An 18,366-nucleotide genomic window follows, 5' to 3' on the forward strand; every position below is an offset into this window, starting at 1 on the left:
CGTCAGGACCGGCGCGGCTCCACGTACTCGACGGTCTGCATCATGCCGAGGTCCTCGTGCTGGAGCTGGTGGCAGTGGGCGACGGCCCGGCCGGTGAAGTCCTCGTAGCGGACCAGCAGGGTGACGGTGTCGCCCGGTCTGCCGCCGGCCAGGTCGACGGTGTCCTGCCAGACCGGCGGGTCCAGCCGCTCGCCGTTGCGGTGGGTGACCAGGACGTGGTTGGTGTGCAGGTGGAAGGGGTGGTGGAAGGCGGGGTTGGTCTCGGCGGTGCGCAGCGTCCAGCGCTCCACCCGGTCCAGTTCCAGGGTGTGGTTGACGTAGCCGGGGTCGAACAGGCCGTAGGCCGGGTCGCGGGTGGGGTCGCCGGCGGGGTCGGCGACGGGGTCGGCGACGGGGGTCGGGTTGCTGCCCAGCATCCGGTAGGCGTTGGGGAAGGGGGCGGGGAAGACGCCCGGATCGACGTGGAACACCACTTCGCGGTCCGCGTCCGGGTTCGCGATGTCGCCCTCGTCGAGGAACGGCTTGCCGGCGGGCAGGACGGTCGGCAGGTCCATCGGCGGGTCGAGGGCCTCGCCCGTCACCTCGACCGTCATCAGCGGCGCGGTCCGCCCGTCAGCCCGCAGTTCGTAGCTGCCGGGGGTGTCGGCCCGGACCAGGACGTCGGCCCGGTTGCCCATGGTCAGGCGCACCGCGTCGGTGGCGACCACAGCCGGGAAGGTCACGCCGTCCTGGGCGATCTGGTGGAGGGTGAGGTCCCCGCCGCCGGTGAGCCGCAGCACCGGCGCGGTGAAGGCCGTCGCGCAGACCAGCCGCCAGCGCTGCACCTCGCCCGGGCGCAGCGTCACGGTGGGGTTGACCGCGCCGTTGACGGTCAGAACCGCCGGGACGGCGGCCAGGGCGTTGCCGGAGGTGAAGTCGGGGACCTTGCCGTCCTTGAGCCGCAGTTCGTTGAGGCAGACCACCAGGTCGGCGGCGGGCGCGATCTCGGGGACCTCGTCGACGTCGCCCTCGATGACGAGGACCCCGGCCATCCCGCCGACGATCTGCACGGAGGTGGCCCCGTGCAGGTGCGGGTGGTACCAGTAGGTGCCGGCCGGGTGGCCGGCCGGGACGTCGATCGTCGTCACGTACTGCGGTTCCGGGGCACCGGCCTCGACCTCCTCGGCGGTGCGCGGCTCGAACACCCGGAGCACGTTGTCGGCCTCCCCGGTCGGGTCGACGTGCAGGCCGTGGGTGTGCAGGTTGAAGCTGTTGAAGCCGTGCGGCCGGTTGTGGTCGCCGTCGTGGGGCTCGTTCGGCGGCAGGCCGTTGACCTGGGTCAGCCGCAGGGTGTCCCCGGCGCGCAGCCGCAGGGTGGGGCCGGGGATCGTCCCGTTGTAGGTGCGGGTGGTGACCGTGCCGTAGCCGGGGACGACGGTGTCCGTGAACCGCACGTCGAGCGTCTGCTCCAGCACCGCCCCCGCCCGGCCGGGCACCGGCCGCGCGGTGCGCAGAGCGGGCTGGGGGAACGGCTGCGGCCCGGCGGCGGCCGCCGCGTACCGCCGGGAGAGGATCCCGTCGGACGCGGCCACCAGGACCGCGGTGGGCAGCGCCTTGAGCAGCGACCGACGACTGATTCCGACATTTTCGCTCATGGTCGGGCAATCTAGGTCAACCAGCCCGGGCGGACCGGAAAGCACACCGGGCACCCGCCGGCCGTCACCCCGTCATGACCGTCAGCTCGTGTCCCTCAGCCGGACCAGACGGTCACCGTCGCCTCCAGCTGGTAGTCCGCCGGGGCGATGGAGTCGACCTTGATCAGCGCGGTGCGGCCGCCGGGGGTCCTGAGGCAGATCAGCGTCCCGACGCTCACATGGGCCGAGTCGCCCGGGTGACTGGCGGCCCAGTCCGCGCAGGCGGCGCCGGAGGGCGGCGCCTGGCCGGTCCAGATGCCGAAGCTGTTGTGCTCCGAAGTGATCTCCTCGCGCACCACGGCCGTCGTGGCGGTGAAGCCCGCCGCGTAGATGCCCTGGGGGACGCCGGGGTGACGGCCCGGCGGGGTGAGGTCGAAGTCGGCCCCGCCGTCCATCGGGATGGCGACCTGGCCGCTCCAGACCACGGCGGGCCCGGCCGAGGAGGGCGGCGCGGGCGGGTTCGGCACGGCCGTGGCCGTCCCCGTCACCGCACCACCCGTCACCGCACCACCCGTCACCGCGCTGACCGGCGGCGCCGTCGGCGTGTCACTTCCCGGCCGGATCGCCGTCCCCAGGATCAGCGCCAGCACCCCGACCGCGACCACCCCGACCCGGGCACCCCCGCTCTTCGGCCCCGGCAGGCTGATCCCGGCCCCGCTCGCCGTCTCCTTCGCGAAGGCCACGACGAAGCAGAGCAACCCGAACACCCACAACGTGATGGTTCCTGCCACGGACCCCGTCCCCCGCCTGCGCAGCCGACCTCGAACGCGCAGATGCTACAAGGAATCTGACATCACGACAGGACATTTCCTGCCGGTTCCGCTCCACCCCTGAGCCCGTCCAACCCCATTGAGCCCGCCCGAGCCCCCCTACCCCCGAACTCCCCTCCTGACAAGCGGATCCGGGAACTCCGTGCCGGAACGGCGGCAGTTTCCCGGCCCGCCCCCGCCGGCCCCGCCCGCCGCCTAGAGTCCCGACCCGGTTGCCCTCCGTCGGCGGAGGGCCGGGCGGGTTCGGGGGTTGCGATGGAGCGGGACGTCATACGGGAGTCCGCGCGGGCGGGCCGGGTGGTGCTCTGGGAGGAGTCGGCGAGGGACGGTGCCCAGGCCAAGACGCTGATGTCGGCCGCGTTCCGGGTCCGGCTGGCCCGCGAGCAGGGCCGGATGTTCGGCGCGGACGGGCCCCGGCACGTGGTCTTCGCGGCCGGTTTCCCGGCGGTGTGCGAGGAGGAGTACGAAGCGGTGCGCCGGGTCGCCGTGGAGGCCGAGGGCACGGTCAGCGTCGCCGCCGTGTGCCGGGGGCGGGCGGCGGACGTCCGGCAGGCGGTGGCCTCGGTGCGGGGCACCGCGCACGCCCGGGTCATGGTGGTCGTCCCCGCCTCCGAGCCGATGGCCCGGACGATGACCCACCGCCCGGCCCGGGAGGCCCTGGAGTCGGCGGCCGCCCTGATCGAGGAGGCCCGCGCCCTCGACGACGGGGTCGCCGTCGACCTCTGCCTCGCCGACGCCTCCCGCGCCGACCACGGCCTGCTGGCCGACCACGCGGGCGCGCTGACCGCCGCCGGGGCCGGGACCATCCTGCTGGCCGACACCGTCGGCATCCAACTCCCACACGAGGCGGCCGAGTTGTTCGGCCGGGTCCGGGCGGCGGCCGATCACGACGTCGTCCTGGGCGCCCACCTGCACAACGACCTCGGCCTCGGCCTGGCCAACACCCTGGAGGCACTGCGGGCGGGCGTCCGGGTGGTGTCCGCCTCCTGGCTGGGGATCGCCGAACGCAGCGGCATGGCGGCCACCGAACAGCTGCTGTTCCTGCTCACCCACGACCCGGCCCGGGCGGCGCGGCTGCTGGGCGACGACACCCCCGCCTGGTGGACCGCCCCGGACCTCACCGCACTGCCGCAGCTCGCCCGGGCCGTCTCCGGGGAGACCGGCGTCCCACTGGGCGTGACCACCCCCGTCGTGGGCAGCGGGGTCGGCACGATCTCCACCGGCACGCCCTTCGTCCACCCGCAGCTGTTCCAGCCCTTCGACCCCGAGGCCGTGCTGGGGATCGCCCCGAGCGTGGTGCTCACCCAGCTGGCCAGCCTCCGGGTGGTCCGGGCCGTCGCCGACCGGCTCGGCCACGAGCTCGACGAGCAGCAGGCCCGGGCCGCGCTGGCCTGGGTGAAGTCCCGGGCCTACCGCACCGGCCGGGCCGTCGTCGAGGACGCGGCCTTCGCCGCCTACCTGGTCGGCCTCCGCTCGGCACCGACCGGGGCGTCGGCATGACCGCCGGCACGGTCGGGACCGGCGGGGCCGCCGGCACGGTCGACCTCGACGGCGCCCGGGCGGCCCTGCGGCGCGGCACCGCGGTGGTGCTGCCCAACCCGGCCCCGCTGACCCACGTCGTGGCCGGCACCGACCCACGGGCCGTCAACACCGCCAAGGGCCGGCCCGCCGAGCAGGCCGTCGCCCTCTGGGCGCACGACCCGGGCACCCTGGCGCGGCTCGGCGCCGCTCTCGACCTCTCCCCCGCCCTGGCCGCCGCCGCCCGCCGGCTGCTCACCGAGGAGCGGGTGACCCTGCTGCTCCCGCTGCTCCCACTGCTCCCGGGCGCGGCGCGGCCCGACTGGCTGGCCCCCGCCACCCGGGACGGCTGGACCCTGCTGTTCGGCGCCCGCTGGGACCCCCTGCTCCCGCTGCTCGCGGACCACCCGGTGCTGTACGTGAGCAGCGCCAACCGCACCGGCCACCCGCCCGCGGCGACGGCGGCCGGGGCCCGCGCGATGTTCCCGGCCGCCGTGCCCGTCCTCGGCCCGCTCTCCCCCGACGATCACGACGGGCCCACGCACGACCGGGCGGCCACCACGACCCTGCGGCTGCACCCGGACGGCCGGCTCGACCTGCACCGGCCCGGTGCCCAGGACCGGCCGTACCCCGGGCCCGAGGCCTACCTGGCGCACGTTCGCAGCACGTTCCTGCCGTGAGCTCGGCGCCCATGAACGCGCGCGGCGCCCGGTCGTCCATTCGGAAACCGCGCGCCGAGGGATCGGGGCCGGGCCGTCAGTTGCCGGGCTCCTGCGGGGGCCGGGTGTCGATCTCGGCCCAGACCGTCTTGCCGTCGTCGTGCGGCACCGCGCCCCAGCGGGTGGCGGCCTTCTGCACGATGAACAGGCCGTGCCCGCCCGGCATGCCCGGGCGGTGCGGCCGGCGCGGCTCGGGCAGGTCGGTCGAGCGGTCGCTGACCTCGATCCGCAGCCGGGCCGCGGAGGCGTCCAGGACGAGGTCGACGGGGCCGCCCGCGTGCAGCATGGCGTTGGCGACGAGTTCGGCGACCAGCAGCACGATGTCGTCCTCGGCCCCGGCCGGGCCGGTCGGCCAGGACCAGTCGGCGACGGCCTGCGCGATGTACGCCCGGGCCCGGGCGACGGGCTTGGGCTGCCCGGCCAGGTGCAGGCGCCGGCGCTGGCCGCCGGGCGGCAGGGTGGGGCCGGTGCCCGGCCGGTCGCCGTCCAGGGTGGCCCGGCTGGTCGTCATGTGCGGGTTCCCCTTCGGTTCCGGTTCGGTTCCCGTGGCGGTTCCGGCGCCGTGCTCCCGGCGCGGTGTACCGCTGTGTGCCACTGCGTAGCGCGGTGTGCCGCTGTGTGCCACGTCGTTGCGCTGTCGTCTGGTCGGTTTCCCGACCACCGACGAATTATGCGTGCCGACGGGCGGCCGCGGCACTCACCGGGGTCCGGTGGCCGCGGCCTCCACGGTCGGGTGGAGCGAGAACACCGTGTCCGTGCAGGTCAGTTCCAGCAGCCGCCGCACCGTGCCGGACGGCGCCGCCAGTCGGAAGTCGACGTCCGCCGCCGCGGCCGATATCCGGGTCTGCAGCAGCAGGTTGAGGCCGGAGGAGTCGCAGAACCCGACCTGGGCGAGGTCGACGACGAGCAGCGGCGGGCGCTGCTCCACCAGGGCGTCGAGGGTGGTCCGGGCGGGGGCCAGGGTCTCGATGTCGAGGTCGCCCGCCAGGGCGCAGACGGCCGCTCCGGCGTCGGTGCACCAGGTGTGCACGGCCAGGTCGGGCCCGAGCGGGGCACCCGCCCCTGGGGCGTCGGAGGGTGCGGTGGTCAGCGGCACGGTCACGGACTCGTTCTCTGCGGGCATCGTCTTCTCGGCTGGCATCGTCGTCGTGTTCCCCTCAACGGGTGTGCTCCACGAGCGTACGCACGCCACCCGGCCCAGGACCAGGCCGGGGGCGGACCGGCCTGGTGGCGGTGGGTGACGGCGGGTGGCGTGCGCGGTGCGGCGGTGCGCCCGGTGACCGTGCGGCGGTTCAGTCGGCGGTGAGGTCCGCCCGCAGGTGTTTCAGGGTCCGGCTGAGCAGCCGGGACACGTGCATCTGGGACAGCCCCAGGCGGGCGCCGATCTGCGACTGGGTGAGCTCCTCGCCGAAGCGCATCGACAGGATCCGCCGGTCGCGTTCCGGCAGCGCGGCGACCAGCGGCTTGAGGACGATCAGGTTCTCGACCGTGTCGAACCTCGGGTCCTCCTCGCCGAGCCGCTGGGCGAGCGGGCCGCGGTCCTCCTCGCTCTCGGTCACCGGGGCGTCCAGGGATCCGGCGGTGTGGCCGTTGGCCGCGGCGAGGCCCTCGATCACCTCCTCCGGCGACAGGTCGAGGTGCTCCGCCAGTTCGGCCACCGTGGGCGCCCGGCCCAGCCGCTGGAACAGCACGTCGCGGGCCTTGGCGAGGGTGATGCGCAGCTCCTGGAGGCGGCGCGGCACGTGCACGGCCCAGGTGGAGTCCCGGAAGTGGCGGCGGATCTCGCCGAGGATGGTCGGCAGCGCGAAGGTCACGAACTCGGCGCCGTGGTCGGGGTCGTAGCGGTCGATCGCCTTGATCAGCCCGAGCGAGCCGACCTGGAGCAGGTCCTCCTCGGGCTCCCGGCGGTTGCCGACCCGGCGGATCGCGAAGCGCACCAGCGACAGGTTGAGCTCGATCAGCGTGGCCCGGACGTACGAGTACTCGGGGGTGCCCTCCTCCAGCGTCGCGAGCCGGGCCAGCAGCACCCTGGTCAGCTCCCGGGCGTCGCCCGGCGCCACCTGCTTCGGGTCCTCGATGCCGGCGAGCTCCGGCAGTTCCGGGTGCCCCGGTTGCCCCGGGAGCCCGTGCCCGGCGGCCCGGTGGGCGGCCGGCGCGGCCTCGTCCGGGGCCGGGGCGGTCACGCGGTGGAGGAGTTCGTCACTGGTCGTGGCCATGTCGGTCCTTTCCCCTCGGCGTACGGTCCGTCCCCGGATACCCGCCGTGGCCCGTTCCATGCCGGTTCCCCTTGTGAGGATTGCGTGAGCGAACGACCCGGGCGCCGACACGGTGACGCCCGCCACACCCCGCGCATGCCGGGCGGGGAACGGGGCACCCGGACCGGGTACGGGGCCGGAGCACGAGGAGGAGAAGGAGGACCGGACGATGGGACGGATCGAGGAATCGGTCGAGGTCGCCGCGCCGCTCGACGAGGTCTACCGGCACTGGGTGCACTGCGAGGACTTCCCGCGGTTCATGCGCGGCGTGGTCAGCGTGGACGTCACCGGTGGCGGCGCCAGCAGCTGGGTGGTCGAAACCGCGGGCGGCCGCCGGGAGTTCGAGGCCGTGACCACCGAGGTGGTGGAGGGCGAGCGGGTGGCCTGGGACGGCGGGAGCGGCCCGGTGCGGCACAGCGGCGTGGTGACCTTCCACCACGTGGACGACCGCACCACCCGGGTCATGCTCCAGCTGGAGGTCGAACCGCACGGGCTCTGGGCCCAACTCGCCGAGGCGCTCGGCTTCGTGGACCGCCGGGTCATCGACGACCTGAACGACTTCAAGCACCACGTCGAGCGGGACGACGACGCCCCCGGCACCACCCCGGGGGCATGAACTCCCGCATCGGGGGCAGCCGAGCCCTACCGGACGAGACGAAACGGAGGCAGTCATGACCGCACGCCGCACCATCTGGGAATTCCGCACCTCCGCCGGACACACCGCCGGCACCGACCTCATCGGCTTCCACGTCGAGGCCACCGACGGCGCGATCGGCAAGGTCGACAAGCTGTCCGAGGAGGTCGACGAGCAGTACCTGGTCGTCGACACCGGGCCGTGGATCCTCGGCCGTCGGGTCCTGCTCCCGGCCGGTACCGTGACCCGGATCGAGATCGGCGAGCAGAAGGTCTACGTCGACCGCTCCAGGGCCGAGATCCGCGACAGCCCCGACCTCGACGCCGGCGGGCCCGACCAGGAGGCCGACACCCGCGGGCGCTTCGGGCCCTACTGGGACCCGTACTACGGCGGCCGGATCCTCTGACCGGGCCACCGGAAGCACAGACCGACAGTCAGCGACGACGGACGGGGGCGGGCCGCCGGCTCCCCCCGTCCGGACCACCCGGGAAAGGGGAAACCTCCCATGGAACGTCTCACCACCCGGATCACCATGCGACTGATGACCGGCGACGACCGCAGCCGGGACCTGGACGTCGACTGGTCCTACCGGGACGACGAACCCCACGCGGCGGAGCTGGACTTCACCTCCTACCAGCCGAACGCGGTCTGGTCGCTCTCCCGCGACCTGCTGCTCGCCGGGCTGCACGCGCCCGCCGGCGAGGGCGACGTCCACGTCACACCGTTCGACGACGCCCACGTGCTGATCGCGCTGGCCGGCACCGAGGGCGTCGCCCTGCTCGCGGCCCCCGCGGCGGCGGTCGCCCGGTTCCTGGCCCGGACCGTACGGCTCGTCCCGCCGGGGCGGGAGCACGAGCGGATCGACTGGGACCGCGGCCTGCACGACTTACTGGCGGCCTGAAACCCATCGGCCCGCCGGGCCGTACGGCACCGCACCGCACCGCACCGAGAGGAGCACCCGCCTATGACCACCTCCCCCGCCCGCCCCGGTCAGCCGCCGCCCGCGCCCGCGCCGGAGCCCCCGGCGCCGCGGACCAGGCCGCTGCTGCCCGACCCGCCGCCCCCGCCCGGCTCGCCCGTCCCCCCGCCGGCCCCGCGCCCGGTGCACCGGCCGGCCCCCGAACCGGCCGCCCCGCAGCCGGGCCGGCCCCACCCGGTCGAGCCGCCCGACTGAACCGGCCCTGACCCCGACCACCGTGCCAGCAGCGGAAAGGAGAGCCGCAGATGTGGTGGAGCCTGCTCCGCCTGGCCGTCGTCGGAGCCGCGGCCGCCCTCCTCACCTACGGCCTGGACCGGGCCGTCCGGTCGGCCGCCCGGCGGCTGGCGGCCCCCCGGGGTGCCGGTGACGTCCCGGAGGTGCTGCGCAGGTGCCGCCACCCGGTGCTGGCGCTGACGGCCTGCCTGCTGCTCTCCGCCGCGCTGCCGTGGATCGCCGCCCCGCCCGCCGCCCGCGCGGGGCTGCGGCACCTGGCGGTGATCCTGGCGATCACCTCCGGCGGCTGGCTGTGCGGCCGGCTGGTGGCGATCCTGGCGGAGGGCGCCGCCCGGCTCGCCGTGCACCGCCGCGAGCCGGCCTGGGCGGGCCGGGCCCGGACCCAGGCCGTCCTGCTCGGCCGGATCGGCCAGGCGGTGGTCGGCCTGGTCACCCTGGGCGCGGTGCTGATGACCTTCCCGGCCGTGCGCGGGGTCGGCACCAGCCTGCTGGCCTCCGCCGGGCTGGTCGGCGTGGTGGCGGGCGTGGCCGCCCAGAGCACCCTCGCCAACGTCTTCGCCGGGGTGCAGCTGGCCTTCGGCGACCTGGCCCGGATCGGCGACGTCGTGGTGGTGGCCGGGGAGTGGGGGACGGTCGAGGAGATCACCCTGACCGCCGTGGTGATCGAGACCTGGGACCAGCGGCGGCTGATGATGCCGATGTCGTACTTCGTCGGGCGGCCGTTCGAGAACTGGTCCCGCCGCTCCAGCCGGATCACCGGCACCGCGCTGCTCCACCTCGACCACCACGCCCCGATCGGGCTGCTGCGCGAGGAGTTCGAGGACTACCTGGCCAAGTGCGAGCTCTGGGACGGCCGGGGCAGCGCCCTCCAGGTGGTCGACACCACGCCGACCACCATCGTGGTGCGGGTGCTGGCCACGGCGGCGGACGGCGGCGACGCCTTCGAACTGCGCTGCCGGCTCCGCGAGCACCTGATCGGCTACCTGCGCGACCGCCACCCGTACGCGCTGCCGCGCCTCCCGGTGGCGGAGGCGCCCGCGCGGGACCCGGACGACCGGGGGGACCCCCGTACCCCCCGGCCGACCCCGGGCCGACGCACCCCTCCACCACGAACGCCTCCGCTGTAGGGTCCCGGCCGGTCGGCCCGCGCGCTACGGCCGCGGGTCGATCGGCGTCAGCGCGCCGAAGCGGCGTTCGAGCACCTCGGCGGCGTCCAGGCACTGGTCCTCGCGGTACATCCGGCCGATCAGCTGGAGGCTCTGCGGCAGCCCGTCGGCGAACCCGCTGGGCACGTTCACCGCGGGCACCCCGATCAGCGAGGTCACCGCGCACACGGCCCTGGGCAGCGTCAGCCGGGCGTGGCCCTCGGCGTCGGTGTCCTCGGAGAACACGTCGACCCCGGGCACGGGGTGGGGGCAGGTGGGGGTGAGGAGCAGCGGGTGGGTCTCCATCAGCGCGGCCCAGTCGCGCTGGAGGCCGAGCCGGACGCCGGTCTGCCGGAGGAACTCGCCGAGGTCCTCGTGCGGGGTGCGCTCCAGGAACAGGTCGACGTTCCGGGCCCCCTTCTCGGTGAGCAGCTGCCGGACCCGGGACCAGTTCAGGCCGAACTCGGTCATGATCAGCTTGCCGTAGCACTCCAGGGCCTCGGACAGCCGGGGGATCCTGACCTCCTCGACCTCGTAGCCGGCCTCGACCAGGGCCTCGGCGGCGTCGACGGCGGCGGCGCCGATCTCGGGGTGGACGCCGATGCCGGCCGGGTCGACCACGACGCCGACGGTGATCGGGCGCGTGGGGCGTGGTCCGCGGAGCGGCGCCGGGACGGCCCTCGGGTCCTGCGGGTCGGCGCCCGCCAGCGCCTCGAAGGCGGCGCGCAGGTCGGCGACCGAGCGGGCGAACGGGCCGTCGACCGGGATGAGTTGGGAGGCCAGCATCGGCTCCTGGCCGAGGATGCGGTGGTCGGCGGCGAAGCGGCCGTAGCTGGGCTTGAGCCCGGCGACCCCGTTGAAGGCGGCGGGCAGTCGGACCGAGCCGCCGGAGTCGTTGCCGAGGCCGAGCGCCGCCATGCCGACCGCGACGGCCACCCCGTCGCCGCCGCTGGTGCCGCCCGGGTTCCTGGTCCGGTCCCACGGGTTGTACGTCCGGCCGTAGAGCTGGCTCTCGGCGTCGGAGGAGATCGACAGGTCGGACATGTTGGCGTGGCCGATCGGGATGGCGCCCGCGGCGCGCAGGCGGCGCACCGGCGGGGCGTCGGTCTCGGCGACGTGGTCGCGGAACCTGGGCACGCCGTGGGTGGTCGCCCAGCCGGCGACGCGGATGTTCTCCTTCACGGTGAACGGCACCCCGGCCAGCGGGCCGAGCGGCTCGCCGGCCGCGCGGCGCCGGTCGGTCTCGCGGGCGGCCTCGCGGGCGGCGTCCGCCATCAGCTGGGTGACGGCGTTGACGGCCGGGTTCACGGCCGCGATGCGCTCCAGATGGCTCTCCACCACCTCGGCCGCCGTGAGCTCGCCACGGGCGACGGCGGCCCCCAGTTCGGTCGCGCCCAGTTGCCACGGGGCGGTGGTGGTCGGTGCGGCACTCATCGTGGTTTCCCCTCCGGTTCGTTCCGATGCGCTTGCATCGCATCGCGGTCCATCACACCGCACCCCGGGAACCGATGCAAGTGCATTACTACGATCCCGCGGCGGATCCGCCCGTTCCGTCGGCACCGGTCGGCGCCGGTCGACGTTAGGGTGAACGGATCGAATGATCATCAGGAGAGCCATGACCCCCGCCAAGCCCCGCGTCCTGCTCGTCACCGACCTCGCCTACCAGGCCCGGGGGCGCCGCTACTGCGACGAGGACATCCAGCTCTCCGCCCGCCTGCGCGAGGACTTCGACGTCGCCCTCTGCCACCCGCGCGACGCCGCCGCGCTGATGGACTCCTTCGACCTGGTGCTGGTCCGCAACAGCGGCCCGGTGCTGGAGCACCTCGCCGCGTACCGGGACTTCCGCGCCCGGGCGCTCGAACGCGGCACCCGCGTCTACACCCAGCTCACCGGGCGCGCCGACCAGGCCGGCAAGCAGTACCTGCTCGACCTCACCGCCGCCGGGTACCCCGTCATCCCCACCGTCGACCGGGCCGCGGACCTCGACCGGCTGCCCGTCGCGCCCGAGTACGTCGTCAAGCCGAAGCTCGGCGCCGACTCCATCGGCCTGCGGATCGTCCCCCGCGAGCAGCTCGACACCGTCGCGTACGACCAGGACGTCCTGGTCCAGCCGCTGGTCCCGTTCCGCTACGAGGTCTCGTTCTACTTCGTCGACGACGCCTTCCAGTACGCCCTGCACGCCCCCGACCCGGAGCGGCGCTGGCACCTCGAACCGTACGAACCCACCGCCGCCGACCTGGAGTTCGCCCGGCGCTTCATCGCCTGGAACACCGTCGAGCACGGCATCCAGCGGGTCGACGCCTGCCGCACCCCCGAGGGCGCGCTGCTCCTGGTCGAGCTGGAGGACCTCAACCCCTACCTCTCGCTCGACCTGGTCGACCCGGCCGTCCGGGACCGCTTCGTCGACGCCCTCAAGGCCGCGCTGCACGCGCTCGCCACGAAGCCCTGACCCGCCGGGCGGCACGCGTTCGCTACGACGCCCTGACCCGCCGGGCGGCCTCGGTCAGCACCGCGCCCAGCGGCAGGCCGACCCGGGCCGCCGCCAGCTCGTCCCCGCGGGTCGCGCCCTGATTGACGATCACCACCGGGGTGCCCGCGCGGGCGGCCCGGCGCACGAAGCGCAGCCCCGACATGACCGTGAGCGAGGAACCCAGCACCAGCAACCCCTGGGCCGCGTCCACGAGTTCGAAGCAGCGCTCGACCCTCGGCCTGGGCACGCTCTCGCCGAAGAAGACCACGTCCGGCTTGAGCACTCCCCCGCACACCGCGCACGGGGCGACCCGGAAGGCGGCCACCGACTCCGGCGCCAACTCGGCGTCGCCGTCCGGGTTGCCCCGGGCCGGGCCGTCCCGGAAGCCGCCGTTCAGCTCCTCCAGCCGGCGGTCCAGCTCGGTGCGCGGGCTGGTCCTGCGGCAGTCCAGGCAGACCACCCGGTGCAGCCCGCCGTGCAGCTCCACCGCCGTCCGGGTGCCGGCCGCGCGGTGCAGGCCGTCCACGTTCTGGGTGATCACCGCCGACACGTGCCCCGAGCGCCGCAACCGCTCCACCGCCCGGTGCCCGGCGTTCGGCTCGGCCGCCGCGATCGCCCGCCAGCCGACGTGGCTGCGCGCCCAGTACCGCTGCCGGGCCGCCGCGCTCCCGGTGAACTCCTGGAAGGTCATCGGCGCCGCGCGCCGCCGGCTGCCCGTCTCGCCCCGGTAGTCCGGGATCCCGGACTCGGTGGACAGGCCCGCCCCGCTGAGCACCACCGCCCCGCGCCCGGCCAGCAGGCGCACCAGCGCCGCCAGGCCGGCCGCATCGGCCGCCGTACCGCCGGGAGTCGCCGCGAGCGCGTCCATGCCGTCCAGGGTAGGACCGGGCCGGGCGCGGGAGCGAGGGCCGGGGCGGCGCGGGGCGACAGCAGCGCACGGCGGCCGGGGCTCAGCCGCCGAGGGGTTCGGCCGCCGGGTGCTCGGGGTCGTACCCCGCCCAGCCCGGCTCGCCGCTCCGGGCGAACGCCGTCCAGGCACCGTGCACCCGGGCGGCCAGCCCCGCCGGCGCCGGGTCGGGGCCGAGCAGCCCCTCGGGCCCGTGCAGCCAGGGCTCGTCCGCCACGTCGAACACGAAGGGCAGCTCGACGGTGTGGGCGGCGCCGAGCCGCCCGTCCAGGGCCGTGGACCGGTACCCGAAGGAGTAGCGGTGGGTGCGGCCGCCGGAGATCCGGGCGTGTGCCCGGGCGATGCGCTCGGTGCCGGCCTCGAACAGGGCGTGCGCGAGCACGGCGGAGCGCAGTTCGCCCGGGGTGGCCCGCGGCCGGCCGGCGCGCAGGGCCGCGAGCACGCCCTCCGGGTCGGCCAGCAACCCGGTGGCGGCCGCGCGCAGCCCCGCCTCCGTGGTGGATTCCAGCTCCCCCTGCGGCGCCAGGTAGAGGTTCGCCTCCTCGGTGTTGGTGCCGATCAGCAGGTCGACGTCCCGGGCCGGGCCGGCGGCCAGCGCGTCCGCGGGCTGGACCGGCAGGACCAGCCCGAGCGGGCTGAGCCCGGCCAGCGGGTCCACGGCGGTGCCGGTGCGCAGGTCGAGGCCGGTCAGCTCGGGCAGGACCGCCACCAGCCGCTCGTCCGGCACGGCGGCGAACGCCCCGGCCGTCGGCTCGACGCCCAGGGCGGCGGCTGCGGCGGTCGTGACCCGCCGTGCCTGCTCCGGGGTGAACGCGCCCGTCCCGCTGCCGCTCTGGACCACGGCCCGCCGGAACAGCCCGCGCGCCTGCGGCGTGGCGAGCAGCGCGCAGACGAGCGTGGCGCCCGCGGACTCGCCGAACACGGTGACGTTGCCGGGGTCGCCGCCGAAGGCCGCCACGGAGTCGCGCACCCAGCGCAGCGCGGCGAGCACGTCCAGCAGGCCCCGGTTGGGCGGGGCGCCCGGCAGGTCGAGGAACCCGGGGATGCCCAGGCGGTAGTTCACCGCCACCAGCACCACGCCGTCCCGGGCGAAGGCGGAACCGTCGTAGAGGGCGGCGCGGTTGGAGCCGGTGATGAAGCCGCCGCCGTGCACGAAGACCATCACCGGGCAGCGCCGGCCGTCGGCGGCGGGCGTGTGGACGTCGACGGTGAGGTACTCCGGGCCGGGCACCCAGCCCGGCCCGAAGTAGGGGCTCACGTCGAGCCCGTCGAAGGCGCGGGGCGGCTGCGGGGCGGTGGGCGAGGGCCGGGTGCCGTCGCGGACGCCGGACCAGCCGGGGTGCGGCCGGGGCGGGGCGAACCGGCCGGCGCCGGCCGGCGCCGCCGCGTAGGGGACGGCCCGGTAGCGCTCGCCGGTGCGGGCGCGGGCGCCGCGGACGGCTCCCGCCGGGGTCGTGACGACGGGTTCTGCCTGTCGGGGCACGTGAATCGGTTCCTCTCCACTGCGTCAACCGGGCGAACCGGCTGACCTGGCTGGACTGGCTGGACCGGTTGAACTGGGGGCTGACCCGGGGCCGCCCCGGGGCCGACCGGTGTCGGCGGCGCGTCAGGAGATGCGCGGGAAGCCCGCCCACTCCTCGACCGCGAAACCCGGGCCGCGGCGCGCGACCTCGACCGCGCCGCTGCCGCCGAAGTGCGCCGGGAAGAGCAGCGCGTGCCGCTCCGCGGCCTCGCCGAGCAGCCGGTGCCGGGTGGCGCGGGACTGCGCCGGGTCCTCGCAGAAGCAGGAGTTGGTGTCCGGCTCGGCGAGTTGGAGCGGGGTGTGCACGAGGTCCCCGACGAACAGGGCGCGTTCGCCGTCGGAGTCCAGGGTGAGCACGGAGGATCCCGGGGTGTGCCCGGGCGCGGGGTCCAGCCGCAGGTTGCGGTCGATCCGGTGCCCGCCGTCCCACAGCCGGACCTGCCCGGCCCGGTGGACCGGCGCGACGCTGTCCTCGAAGACGTTCCGGTTGCCCTCGCCGAGCACGCTCCGGTGGCCGTTGGCCGGGTCCCAGAACTCGAAGTCCGGGCGCGGGACGAGGTACGTCGCATTGGGGAAGGTCGGCACCCACTCCCGGCCCTCCAGGCGGGTGTTCCAGCCCACGTGGTCGATGTGCAGGTGGGTGTTGACCACGAGGTCGACGTCCTCGGGCCGCACCCCGGCGGCGGCGAGGTTGTCCAGGTACTCCGTGTCCAGCCGGTGCCAGACCGGCGCGTACGGCCGGTCCTTGTGGTTGCCCACCCCGGTGTCGACCAGGATCGTGCGGCCCTCGCTGCGCAGCAGCCAGGTCTGGATCGCGGTGCGGCACTGGTCGGTCCCCGGATCCCAGAAGTCGGGCGCCAGCCAGTCGCGGTGCTCCTGCCACGCGCCGTCGGGACTGTCCGGGAAGAACTGCCCGGGGGTCAGCCCGGCCGGGCCGTAGTACTCCTTGACCCGGGTGACCGTGACGTCGCCGAGGGTGAGCTGGTCCGGGGCGTGGTGCATGGGTCCGTCCTCCGGTGCGGGGCGCGCCCCGGGACGGGGCGGCCGGCTGCGGCCCGTCCGGCGGATCGTGCCGGACGGGCCCTGGCACCGAGCCTCGGCGGTCCGGGAGGCGCGGACCAGACCCGGCCGTTCCTACCCCTCGCAGGGTGTGGCCGCGCCCGGCCGGCCGTCGAATACTGGGGGGATGAACGGACCAGGACCCCTCGGCGACTTCCTCCGGGCCCGACGGACGCGGCTGCATCCCGCGGACGTCGGACTGCGCGAACTCGGGCCCCGCAGAAGGGTGTCCGGGCTCCGGCGGGAGGAGGTGGCGCAGCTGGCCGGCGTCAGCGTCTCGTACTACACCCGGCTCGAACAGGGGCTGTCCCGCAGGGCCTCGCCCGAGGTGCTGGACGCGATCGCCCGCGCCCTGCTGCTCGGCGGCCACGAGCGCGAACACCTCGACCGGCTGGCCGGCGCCGCCCGCCGGGCACCCCGGGTGCGCCGCCCCGGGCCGGAGCGGCTCACGGCGGAGACCCGCGACCTGCTGCGCTCCGTCGGCGGCGTCCCGGCGGTGGTGCTCGGCCGCCGGATGGACGTCCTGGCCTGGAACCCCCTCGGCCACGCCCTGCTGGCCGGCCACCTGGACCGGGACAGCCCCGACGACCCGGCGCGGCGCCCGAACCTGGGCCGGATGCTGTTCCTGGACGCCCACAGCCGGGAGCTGTACGCGGACTGGCCGCGCAAGGCCCGCGGGGTGGTCGGGAACCTGCGCGGAGCCGTCGGCCGACACCCGGAGGACCGGCTGCTCGCCGAGTTGATCGGCGAACTGACCATGGGCAGCCCGGAGTTCGTCGCCCTGTGGGCCGACCACCGGGTGGCGCCCTGCGACACCGCCGCCCACCTGCTGCACCACCCGGTGGTGGGCGCGCTGGGGGTGCACCAGCAGCTGCTGTCGATCGCGGGCTCGCCGGAGCAGGCACTCATCGTCCACACCGCGCCGGCCGGCTCCCCCGCCGAGGAGGCCCTGGCCCTGCTCGGCCGGGCGGGCGAGTTCGGCCCCTCGGCCGCACCGGGCGCCCGCAAGCCGGACACCCGCAAGCCGGGCACCCACAGACCGGTGGCCCGCAAAACCGGTGGCCCGGCGGGTGCCGCCGGAGTTAACCTCGGGGACATGGACGTCATGGACCGAAGCACCAGCGCAGCCGCGCGAGCCGCCAGCTCGCCGGTTGCCGCCGCCTGACGTACCCCCTCCCCCGGCGACCGGAAACGGTCCGCCGGTGGTGTTCCCGGGGCGTTCCCTCCCCCGGTCCCGATGATCGCGCGGCTCGTTCTCCGGCGCCTCCCTCCCCCGAGAAGGAGCCACCGCCATGAACACCGACCAGCTCGTCCGCGTCTTCACCGAGTACTTCGAGGAGCGCGGCCACCGCCGGACCACCGGCTCCACCCTGCTGCCCCCGCCCGGCGACCCGGTGCTGTTCACCACCTCCGGCATGCACCCCCTCACCCCGTACCTGGAGGGCCGTCCGCATCCGCTCGGGACGAGGCTGGTCAACCGGCAGCGGTGCCTGCGCACCACCGACCTGGACGAGGTCGGCGACCGCACCCACCTCACCGTCTTCGAGATGCTGGGCAGTTGGTCGCTGGGCGACTACGAGGGCCCGCAGAGCCTCGACTGGGGCTACGGCCTGCTCACCGACGGCCTCGGCATCGACCCGGGCCGCCTGCACGCCACCGTCTTCGGCGGGGACGACCGGGTCGGGCCGGACACCGGCTCGCTGGAGCTCTGGCAGGACCGCGGGGTCCCGGTCGAGCTGACCGTCGACGACAACTGGTGGTCCAACGGGCCGACCGGCCCCTGCGGCCCCGACTCGGAGATCTTCCTCTGGACCGGCGACACCCCGCCGCGGTCGACCCCGACCCGGGACGACCGCTGGGTGGAGGTGTGGAACCACGTGATGATGCGTCACCGCCGGCTCGACGACGGCTCGCTCGTGCCGCTCCCCCAGCGCAACGTGGACACCGGACTCGGCCTGGAACGGCTCTCCTCGCTGCTCCAGGGCCGCTCCTCGGTCTTCGAGTGCGACGTCTTCGACCCCTGGCGCCGCCTGGTGCCGCCGCTGTGGCAGCTGGACGAGCCGTCCCTGCGCCTGGTCTGCGACCACCTGCGCTCGTCGGTCGTGGTGATCGGCGACGGCGTCCGCCCCGGCACCACCGGCCGCGGCTACGTGCTGCGCCGCCTGGTCCGCCGGGTGCTCACCGTCCTGCGCCGCGACGACCCCCAGCGCCGGCTCGGGGACCTGCCGCCGGAGCTGGTGCGGCACACCCTGGACCGCTTCGGCCAGGACGTGGACCCGGAGTCGGTACGCCGGGTGCTGCTCGACGAGGAGCAGCGCTTCGACCGCCTGCTGGAGCGCGGCCGCCGGCTGCTCTCCCGCCCCCGCTTCCGCGGCCCGCTCGGCGAGGACGACCTCCGCTACCTCCACGACACCCACGGCCTGCCGCGCGAGCTGGTCCTCGAACTGCGGTCGCAGTGACGGACGGTGGCGGGGGCGGGAC

19 protein-coding genes are annotated in these 18,366 nt (G+C 75.4%); 10 read left to right on the plus strand and 9 right to left on the minus strand.

Going from position 1 to position 18,366, the window contains the following annotated elements; genetic code table 11:
• Nucleotides 1-2: 2 nt before the first annotated feature.
• Together ACFXPX_RS15810 and ACFXPX_RS15815 are read right to left on the minus strand one after the other, a co-directional pair.
• Entirely contained in the window at nucleotides 3-1,634 is a 1,632-nt protein-coding gene (locus ACFXPX_RS15810; RefSeq protein WP_380641639.1) for a multicopper oxidase family protein, read from the minus strand.
• Between the two features lie 95 nt (nucleotides 1,635-1,729).
• Nucleotides 1,730-2,404: a hypothetical protein gene (locus tag ACFXPX_RS15815; RefSeq protein WP_380641641.1), complete on the minus strand. Its 675-nt coding sequence runs from the start codon at nucleotides 2,402-2,404 to the stop codon at nucleotides 1,730-1,732.
• A gap of 294 nt (nucleotides 2,405-2,698) precedes the next feature.
• On the opposite strand from ACFXPX_RS15815, the gene ACFXPX_RS15820 reads away from it, so the two are divergent.
• Together ACFXPX_RS15820 and ACFXPX_RS15825 are read left to right on the plus strand one after the other, a co-directional pair.
• Nucleotides 2,699-3,943: a 2-isopropylmalate synthase gene (locus tag ACFXPX_RS15820; RefSeq protein ID WP_380522659.1), complete on the plus strand. Its 1,245-nt coding sequence runs from the start codon at nucleotides 2,699-2,701 to the stop codon at nucleotides 3,941-3,943.
• Nucleotides 3,940-4,641 (plus strand): hypothetical protein, encoded by a 702-nt coding sequence (locus tag ACFXPX_RS15825; protein WP_380641643.1) that lies wholly within the window; start codon nucleotides 3,940-3,942, stop codon nucleotides 4,639-4,641. Before ACFXPX_RS15820 ends, ACFXPX_RS15825 begins: the two co-directional genes overlap by 4 nt.
• 76 nt (nucleotides 4,642-4,717) lie before the next feature.
• Here ACFXPX_RS15825 and ACFXPX_RS15830 read toward each other — a convergent pair whose 3' ends face one another.
• From ACFXPX_RS15830 to ACFXPX_RS15840, 3 genes are all read right to left on the minus strand, one after another.
• Entirely contained in the window at nucleotides 4,718-5,191 is a 474-nt protein-coding gene (locus ACFXPX_RS15830; RefSeq protein WP_380641645.1) for an ATP-binding protein, read from the minus strand.
• Between the two features lie 186 nt (nucleotides 5,192-5,377).
• Entirely contained in the window at nucleotides 5,378-5,821 is a 444-nt protein-coding gene (locus tag ACFXPX_RS15835) for an STAS domain-containing protein (RefSeq protein ID WP_380641647.1), read from the minus strand.
• A 151-nt stretch (nucleotides 5,822-5,972) separates the two neighbouring features.
• On the minus strand, nucleotides 5,973-6,896 hold the full coding sequence (locus ACFXPX_RS15840) for an RNA polymerase sigma factor SigF (protein WP_375891604.1): 924 nt from the start codon (nucleotides 6,894-6,896) through the stop codon (nucleotides 5,973-5,975).
• Nucleotides 6,897-7,104: 208 nt separating this feature from the next.
• Here ACFXPX_RS15840 and ACFXPX_RS15845 point away from each other — a divergent pair, with 208 nt between their 5' ends.
• From ACFXPX_RS15845 to ACFXPX_RS15865, 5 genes are all read left to right on the plus strand, one after another.
• Nucleotides 7,105-7,551: an SRPBCC family protein gene (locus ACFXPX_RS15845; protein ID WP_380594537.1), complete on the plus strand. Its 447-nt coding sequence runs from the start codon at nucleotides 7,105-7,107 to the stop codon at nucleotides 7,549-7,551.
• 55 nt (nucleotides 7,552-7,606) lie between these two features.
• The gene (locus ACFXPX_RS15850) at nucleotides 7,607-7,975 is read left to right on the plus strand and encodes a PRC-barrel domain-containing protein (RefSeq protein ID WP_375891607.1); all 369 of its coding nucleotides are present in this window, start codon (nucleotides 7,607-7,609) and stop codon (nucleotides 7,973-7,975) included.
• Nucleotides 7,976-8,074: 99 nt separating this feature from the next.
• Nucleotides 8,075-8,470 (plus strand): SsgA family sporulation/cell division regulator, encoded by a 396-nt coding sequence (locus tag ACFXPX_RS15855; protein WP_380522664.1) that lies wholly within the window; start codon nucleotides 8,075-8,077, stop codon nucleotides 8,468-8,470.
• A 63-nt stretch (nucleotides 8,471-8,533) separates the two neighbouring features.
• Nucleotides 8,534-8,743 (plus strand): hypothetical protein, encoded by a 210-nt coding sequence (locus ACFXPX_RS15860; RefSeq protein ID WP_380594533.1) that lies wholly within the window; start codon nucleotides 8,534-8,536, stop codon nucleotides 8,741-8,743.
• 50 nt (nucleotides 8,744-8,793) lie between these two features.
• Entirely contained in the window at nucleotides 8,794-9,909 is a 1,116-nt protein-coding gene (locus ACFXPX_RS15865; RefSeq protein ID WP_380641649.1) for a mechanosensitive ion channel family protein, read from the plus strand.
• Between the two features lie 24 nt (nucleotides 9,910-9,933).
• Here ACFXPX_RS15865 and ACFXPX_RS15870 read toward each other — a convergent pair whose 3' ends face one another.
• A complete protein-coding gene (locus tag ACFXPX_RS15870; protein ID WP_380522667.1) occupies nucleotides 9,934-11,361 on the minus strand; it encodes an amidase in 1,428 nt (475 codons plus the stop codon).
• Nucleotides 11,362-11,542: 181 nt separating this feature from the next.
• Between ACFXPX_RS15870 and ACFXPX_RS15875 the strand changes: the two genes are divergently transcribed.
• A complete protein-coding gene (locus ACFXPX_RS15875; RefSeq protein ID WP_380641651.1) occupies nucleotides 11,543-12,376 on the plus strand; it encodes a hypothetical protein in 834 nt (277 codons plus the stop codon).
• A 22-nt stretch (nucleotides 12,377-12,398) separates the two neighbouring features.
• Here ACFXPX_RS15875 and ACFXPX_RS15880 read toward each other — a convergent pair whose 3' ends face one another.
• The 3 genes from ACFXPX_RS15880 to ACFXPX_RS15890 form a co-directional block, all read right to left on the minus strand.
• Nucleotides 12,399-13,265 (minus strand): NAD-dependent protein deacetylase, encoded by an 867-nt coding sequence (locus ACFXPX_RS15880; RefSeq protein ID WP_380641653.1) that lies wholly within the window; start codon nucleotides 13,263-13,265, stop codon nucleotides 12,399-12,401.
• Nucleotides 13,266-13,347: 82 nt separating this feature from the next.
• Nucleotides 13,348-14,787, minus strand: coding sequence for a carboxylesterase/lipase family protein (locus ACFXPX_RS15885; protein ID WP_380641655.1), 1,440 nt, complete (start codon nucleotides 14,785-14,787; stop codon nucleotides 13,348-13,350).
• A gap of 123 nt (nucleotides 14,788-14,910) precedes the next feature.
• Nucleotides 14,911-15,828 (minus strand): MBL fold metallo-hydrolase, encoded by a 918-nt coding sequence (locus tag ACFXPX_RS15890; protein ID WP_380641657.1) that lies wholly within the window; start codon nucleotides 15,826-15,828, stop codon nucleotides 14,911-14,913.
• Between the two features lie 184 nt (nucleotides 15,829-16,012).
• Here ACFXPX_RS15890 and ACFXPX_RS15895 point away from each other — a divergent pair, with 184 nt between their 5' ends.
• Together ACFXPX_RS15895 and ACFXPX_RS15900 are read left to right on the plus strand one after the other, a co-directional pair.
• Nucleotides 16,013-17,050: a helix-turn-helix transcriptional regulator gene (locus ACFXPX_RS15895; protein ID WP_380641659.1), complete on the plus strand. Its 1,038-nt coding sequence runs from the start codon at nucleotides 16,013-16,015 to the stop codon at nucleotides 17,048-17,050.
• A 127-nt stretch (nucleotides 17,051-17,177) separates the two neighbouring features.
• Entirely contained in the window at nucleotides 17,178-18,344 is a 1,167-nt protein-coding gene (locus ACFXPX_RS15900) for an alanine--tRNA ligase-related protein (RefSeq protein WP_380641661.1), read from the plus strand.
• The last annotated feature ends 22 nt before the right edge of the window (nucleotides 18,345-18,366 follow it).

The organism is Kitasatospora sp. NPDC059146, from assembly GCF_042786665.1.
In the GTDB taxonomy this organism is placed as follows: Bacteria; Actinomycetota; Actinomycetes; order Streptomycetales; family Streptomycetaceae; genus Kitasatospora.

What these genes read in the sequence shown, in the direction of transcription:
- ACFXPX_RS15810 (WP_380641639.1), bottom strand. Translation starts at nt 1,634, where the DNA reads ATGAGCGAAAATGTCGGAATCAGTCGTCGGTCGCTGCTCAAGGCGCTG.
- ACFXPX_RS15820 (WP_380522659.1), top strand. Translation starts at nt 2,699, where the DNA reads ATGGAGCGGGACGTCATACGGGAGTCCGCGCGGGCGGGCCGGGTGGTG.
- ACFXPX_RS15825 (WP_380641643.1), top strand. Translation starts at nt 3,940, where the DNA reads ATGACCGCCGGCACGGTCGGGACCGGCGGGGCCGCCGGCACGGTCGAC.
- ACFXPX_RS15830 (WP_380641645.1), bottom strand. Translation starts at nt 5,191, where the DNA reads ATGACGACCAGCCGGGCCACCCTGGACGGCGACCGGCCGGGCACCGGC.
- ACFXPX_RS15835 (WP_380641647.1), bottom strand. Translation starts at nt 5,821, where the DNA reads ATGCCAGCCGAGAAGACGATGCCCGCAGAGAACGAGTCCGTGACCGTG.
- ACFXPX_RS15840 (WP_375891604.1), bottom strand. Translation starts at nt 6,896, where the DNA reads ATGGCCACGACCAGTGACGAACTCCTCCACCGCGTGACCGCCCCGGCC.
- ACFXPX_RS15845 (WP_380594537.1), top strand. Translation starts at nt 7,105, where the DNA reads ATGGGACGGATCGAGGAATCGGTCGAGGTCGCCGCGCCGCTCGACGAG.
- ACFXPX_RS15850 (WP_375891607.1), top strand. Translation starts at nt 7,607, where the DNA reads ATGACCGCACGCCGCACCATCTGGGAATTCCGCACCTCCGCCGGACAC.
- ACFXPX_RS15855 (WP_380522664.1), top strand. Translation starts at nt 8,075, where the DNA reads ATGGAACGTCTCACCACCCGGATCACCATGCGACTGATGACCGGCGAC.
- ACFXPX_RS15860 (WP_380594533.1), top strand. Translation starts at nt 8,534, where the DNA reads ATGACCACCTCCCCCGCCCGCCCCGGTCAGCCGCCGCCCGCGCCCGCG.
- ACFXPX_RS15865 (WP_380641649.1), top strand. Translation starts at nt 8,794, where the DNA reads ATGTGGTGGAGCCTGCTCCGCCTGGCCGTCGTCGGAGCCGCGGCCGCC.
- ACFXPX_RS15870 (WP_380522667.1), bottom strand. Translation starts at nt 11,361, where the DNA reads ATGAGTGCCGCACCGACCACCACCGCCCCGTGGCAACTGGGCGCGACC.
- ACFXPX_RS15875 (WP_380641651.1), top strand. Translation starts at nt 11,543, where the DNA reads ATGACCCCCGCCAAGCCCCGCGTCCTGCTCGTCACCGACCTCGCCTAC.
- ACFXPX_RS15880 (WP_380641653.1), bottom strand. Translation starts at nt 13,265, where the DNA reads ATGGACGCGCTCGCGGCGACTCCCGGCGGTACGGCGGCCGATGCGGCC.
- ACFXPX_RS15890 (WP_380641657.1), bottom strand. Translation starts at nt 15,828, where the DNA reads ATGCACCACGCCCCGGACCAGCTCACCCTCGGCGACGTCACGGTCACC.
- ACFXPX_RS15895 (WP_380641659.1), top strand. Translation starts at nt 16,013, where the DNA reads ATGAACGGACCAGGACCCCTCGGCGACTTCCTCCGGGCCCGACGGACG.
- ACFXPX_RS15900 (WP_380641661.1), top strand. Translation starts at nt 17,178, where the DNA reads ATGAACACCGACCAGCTCGTCCGCGTCTTCACCGAGTACTTCGAGGAG.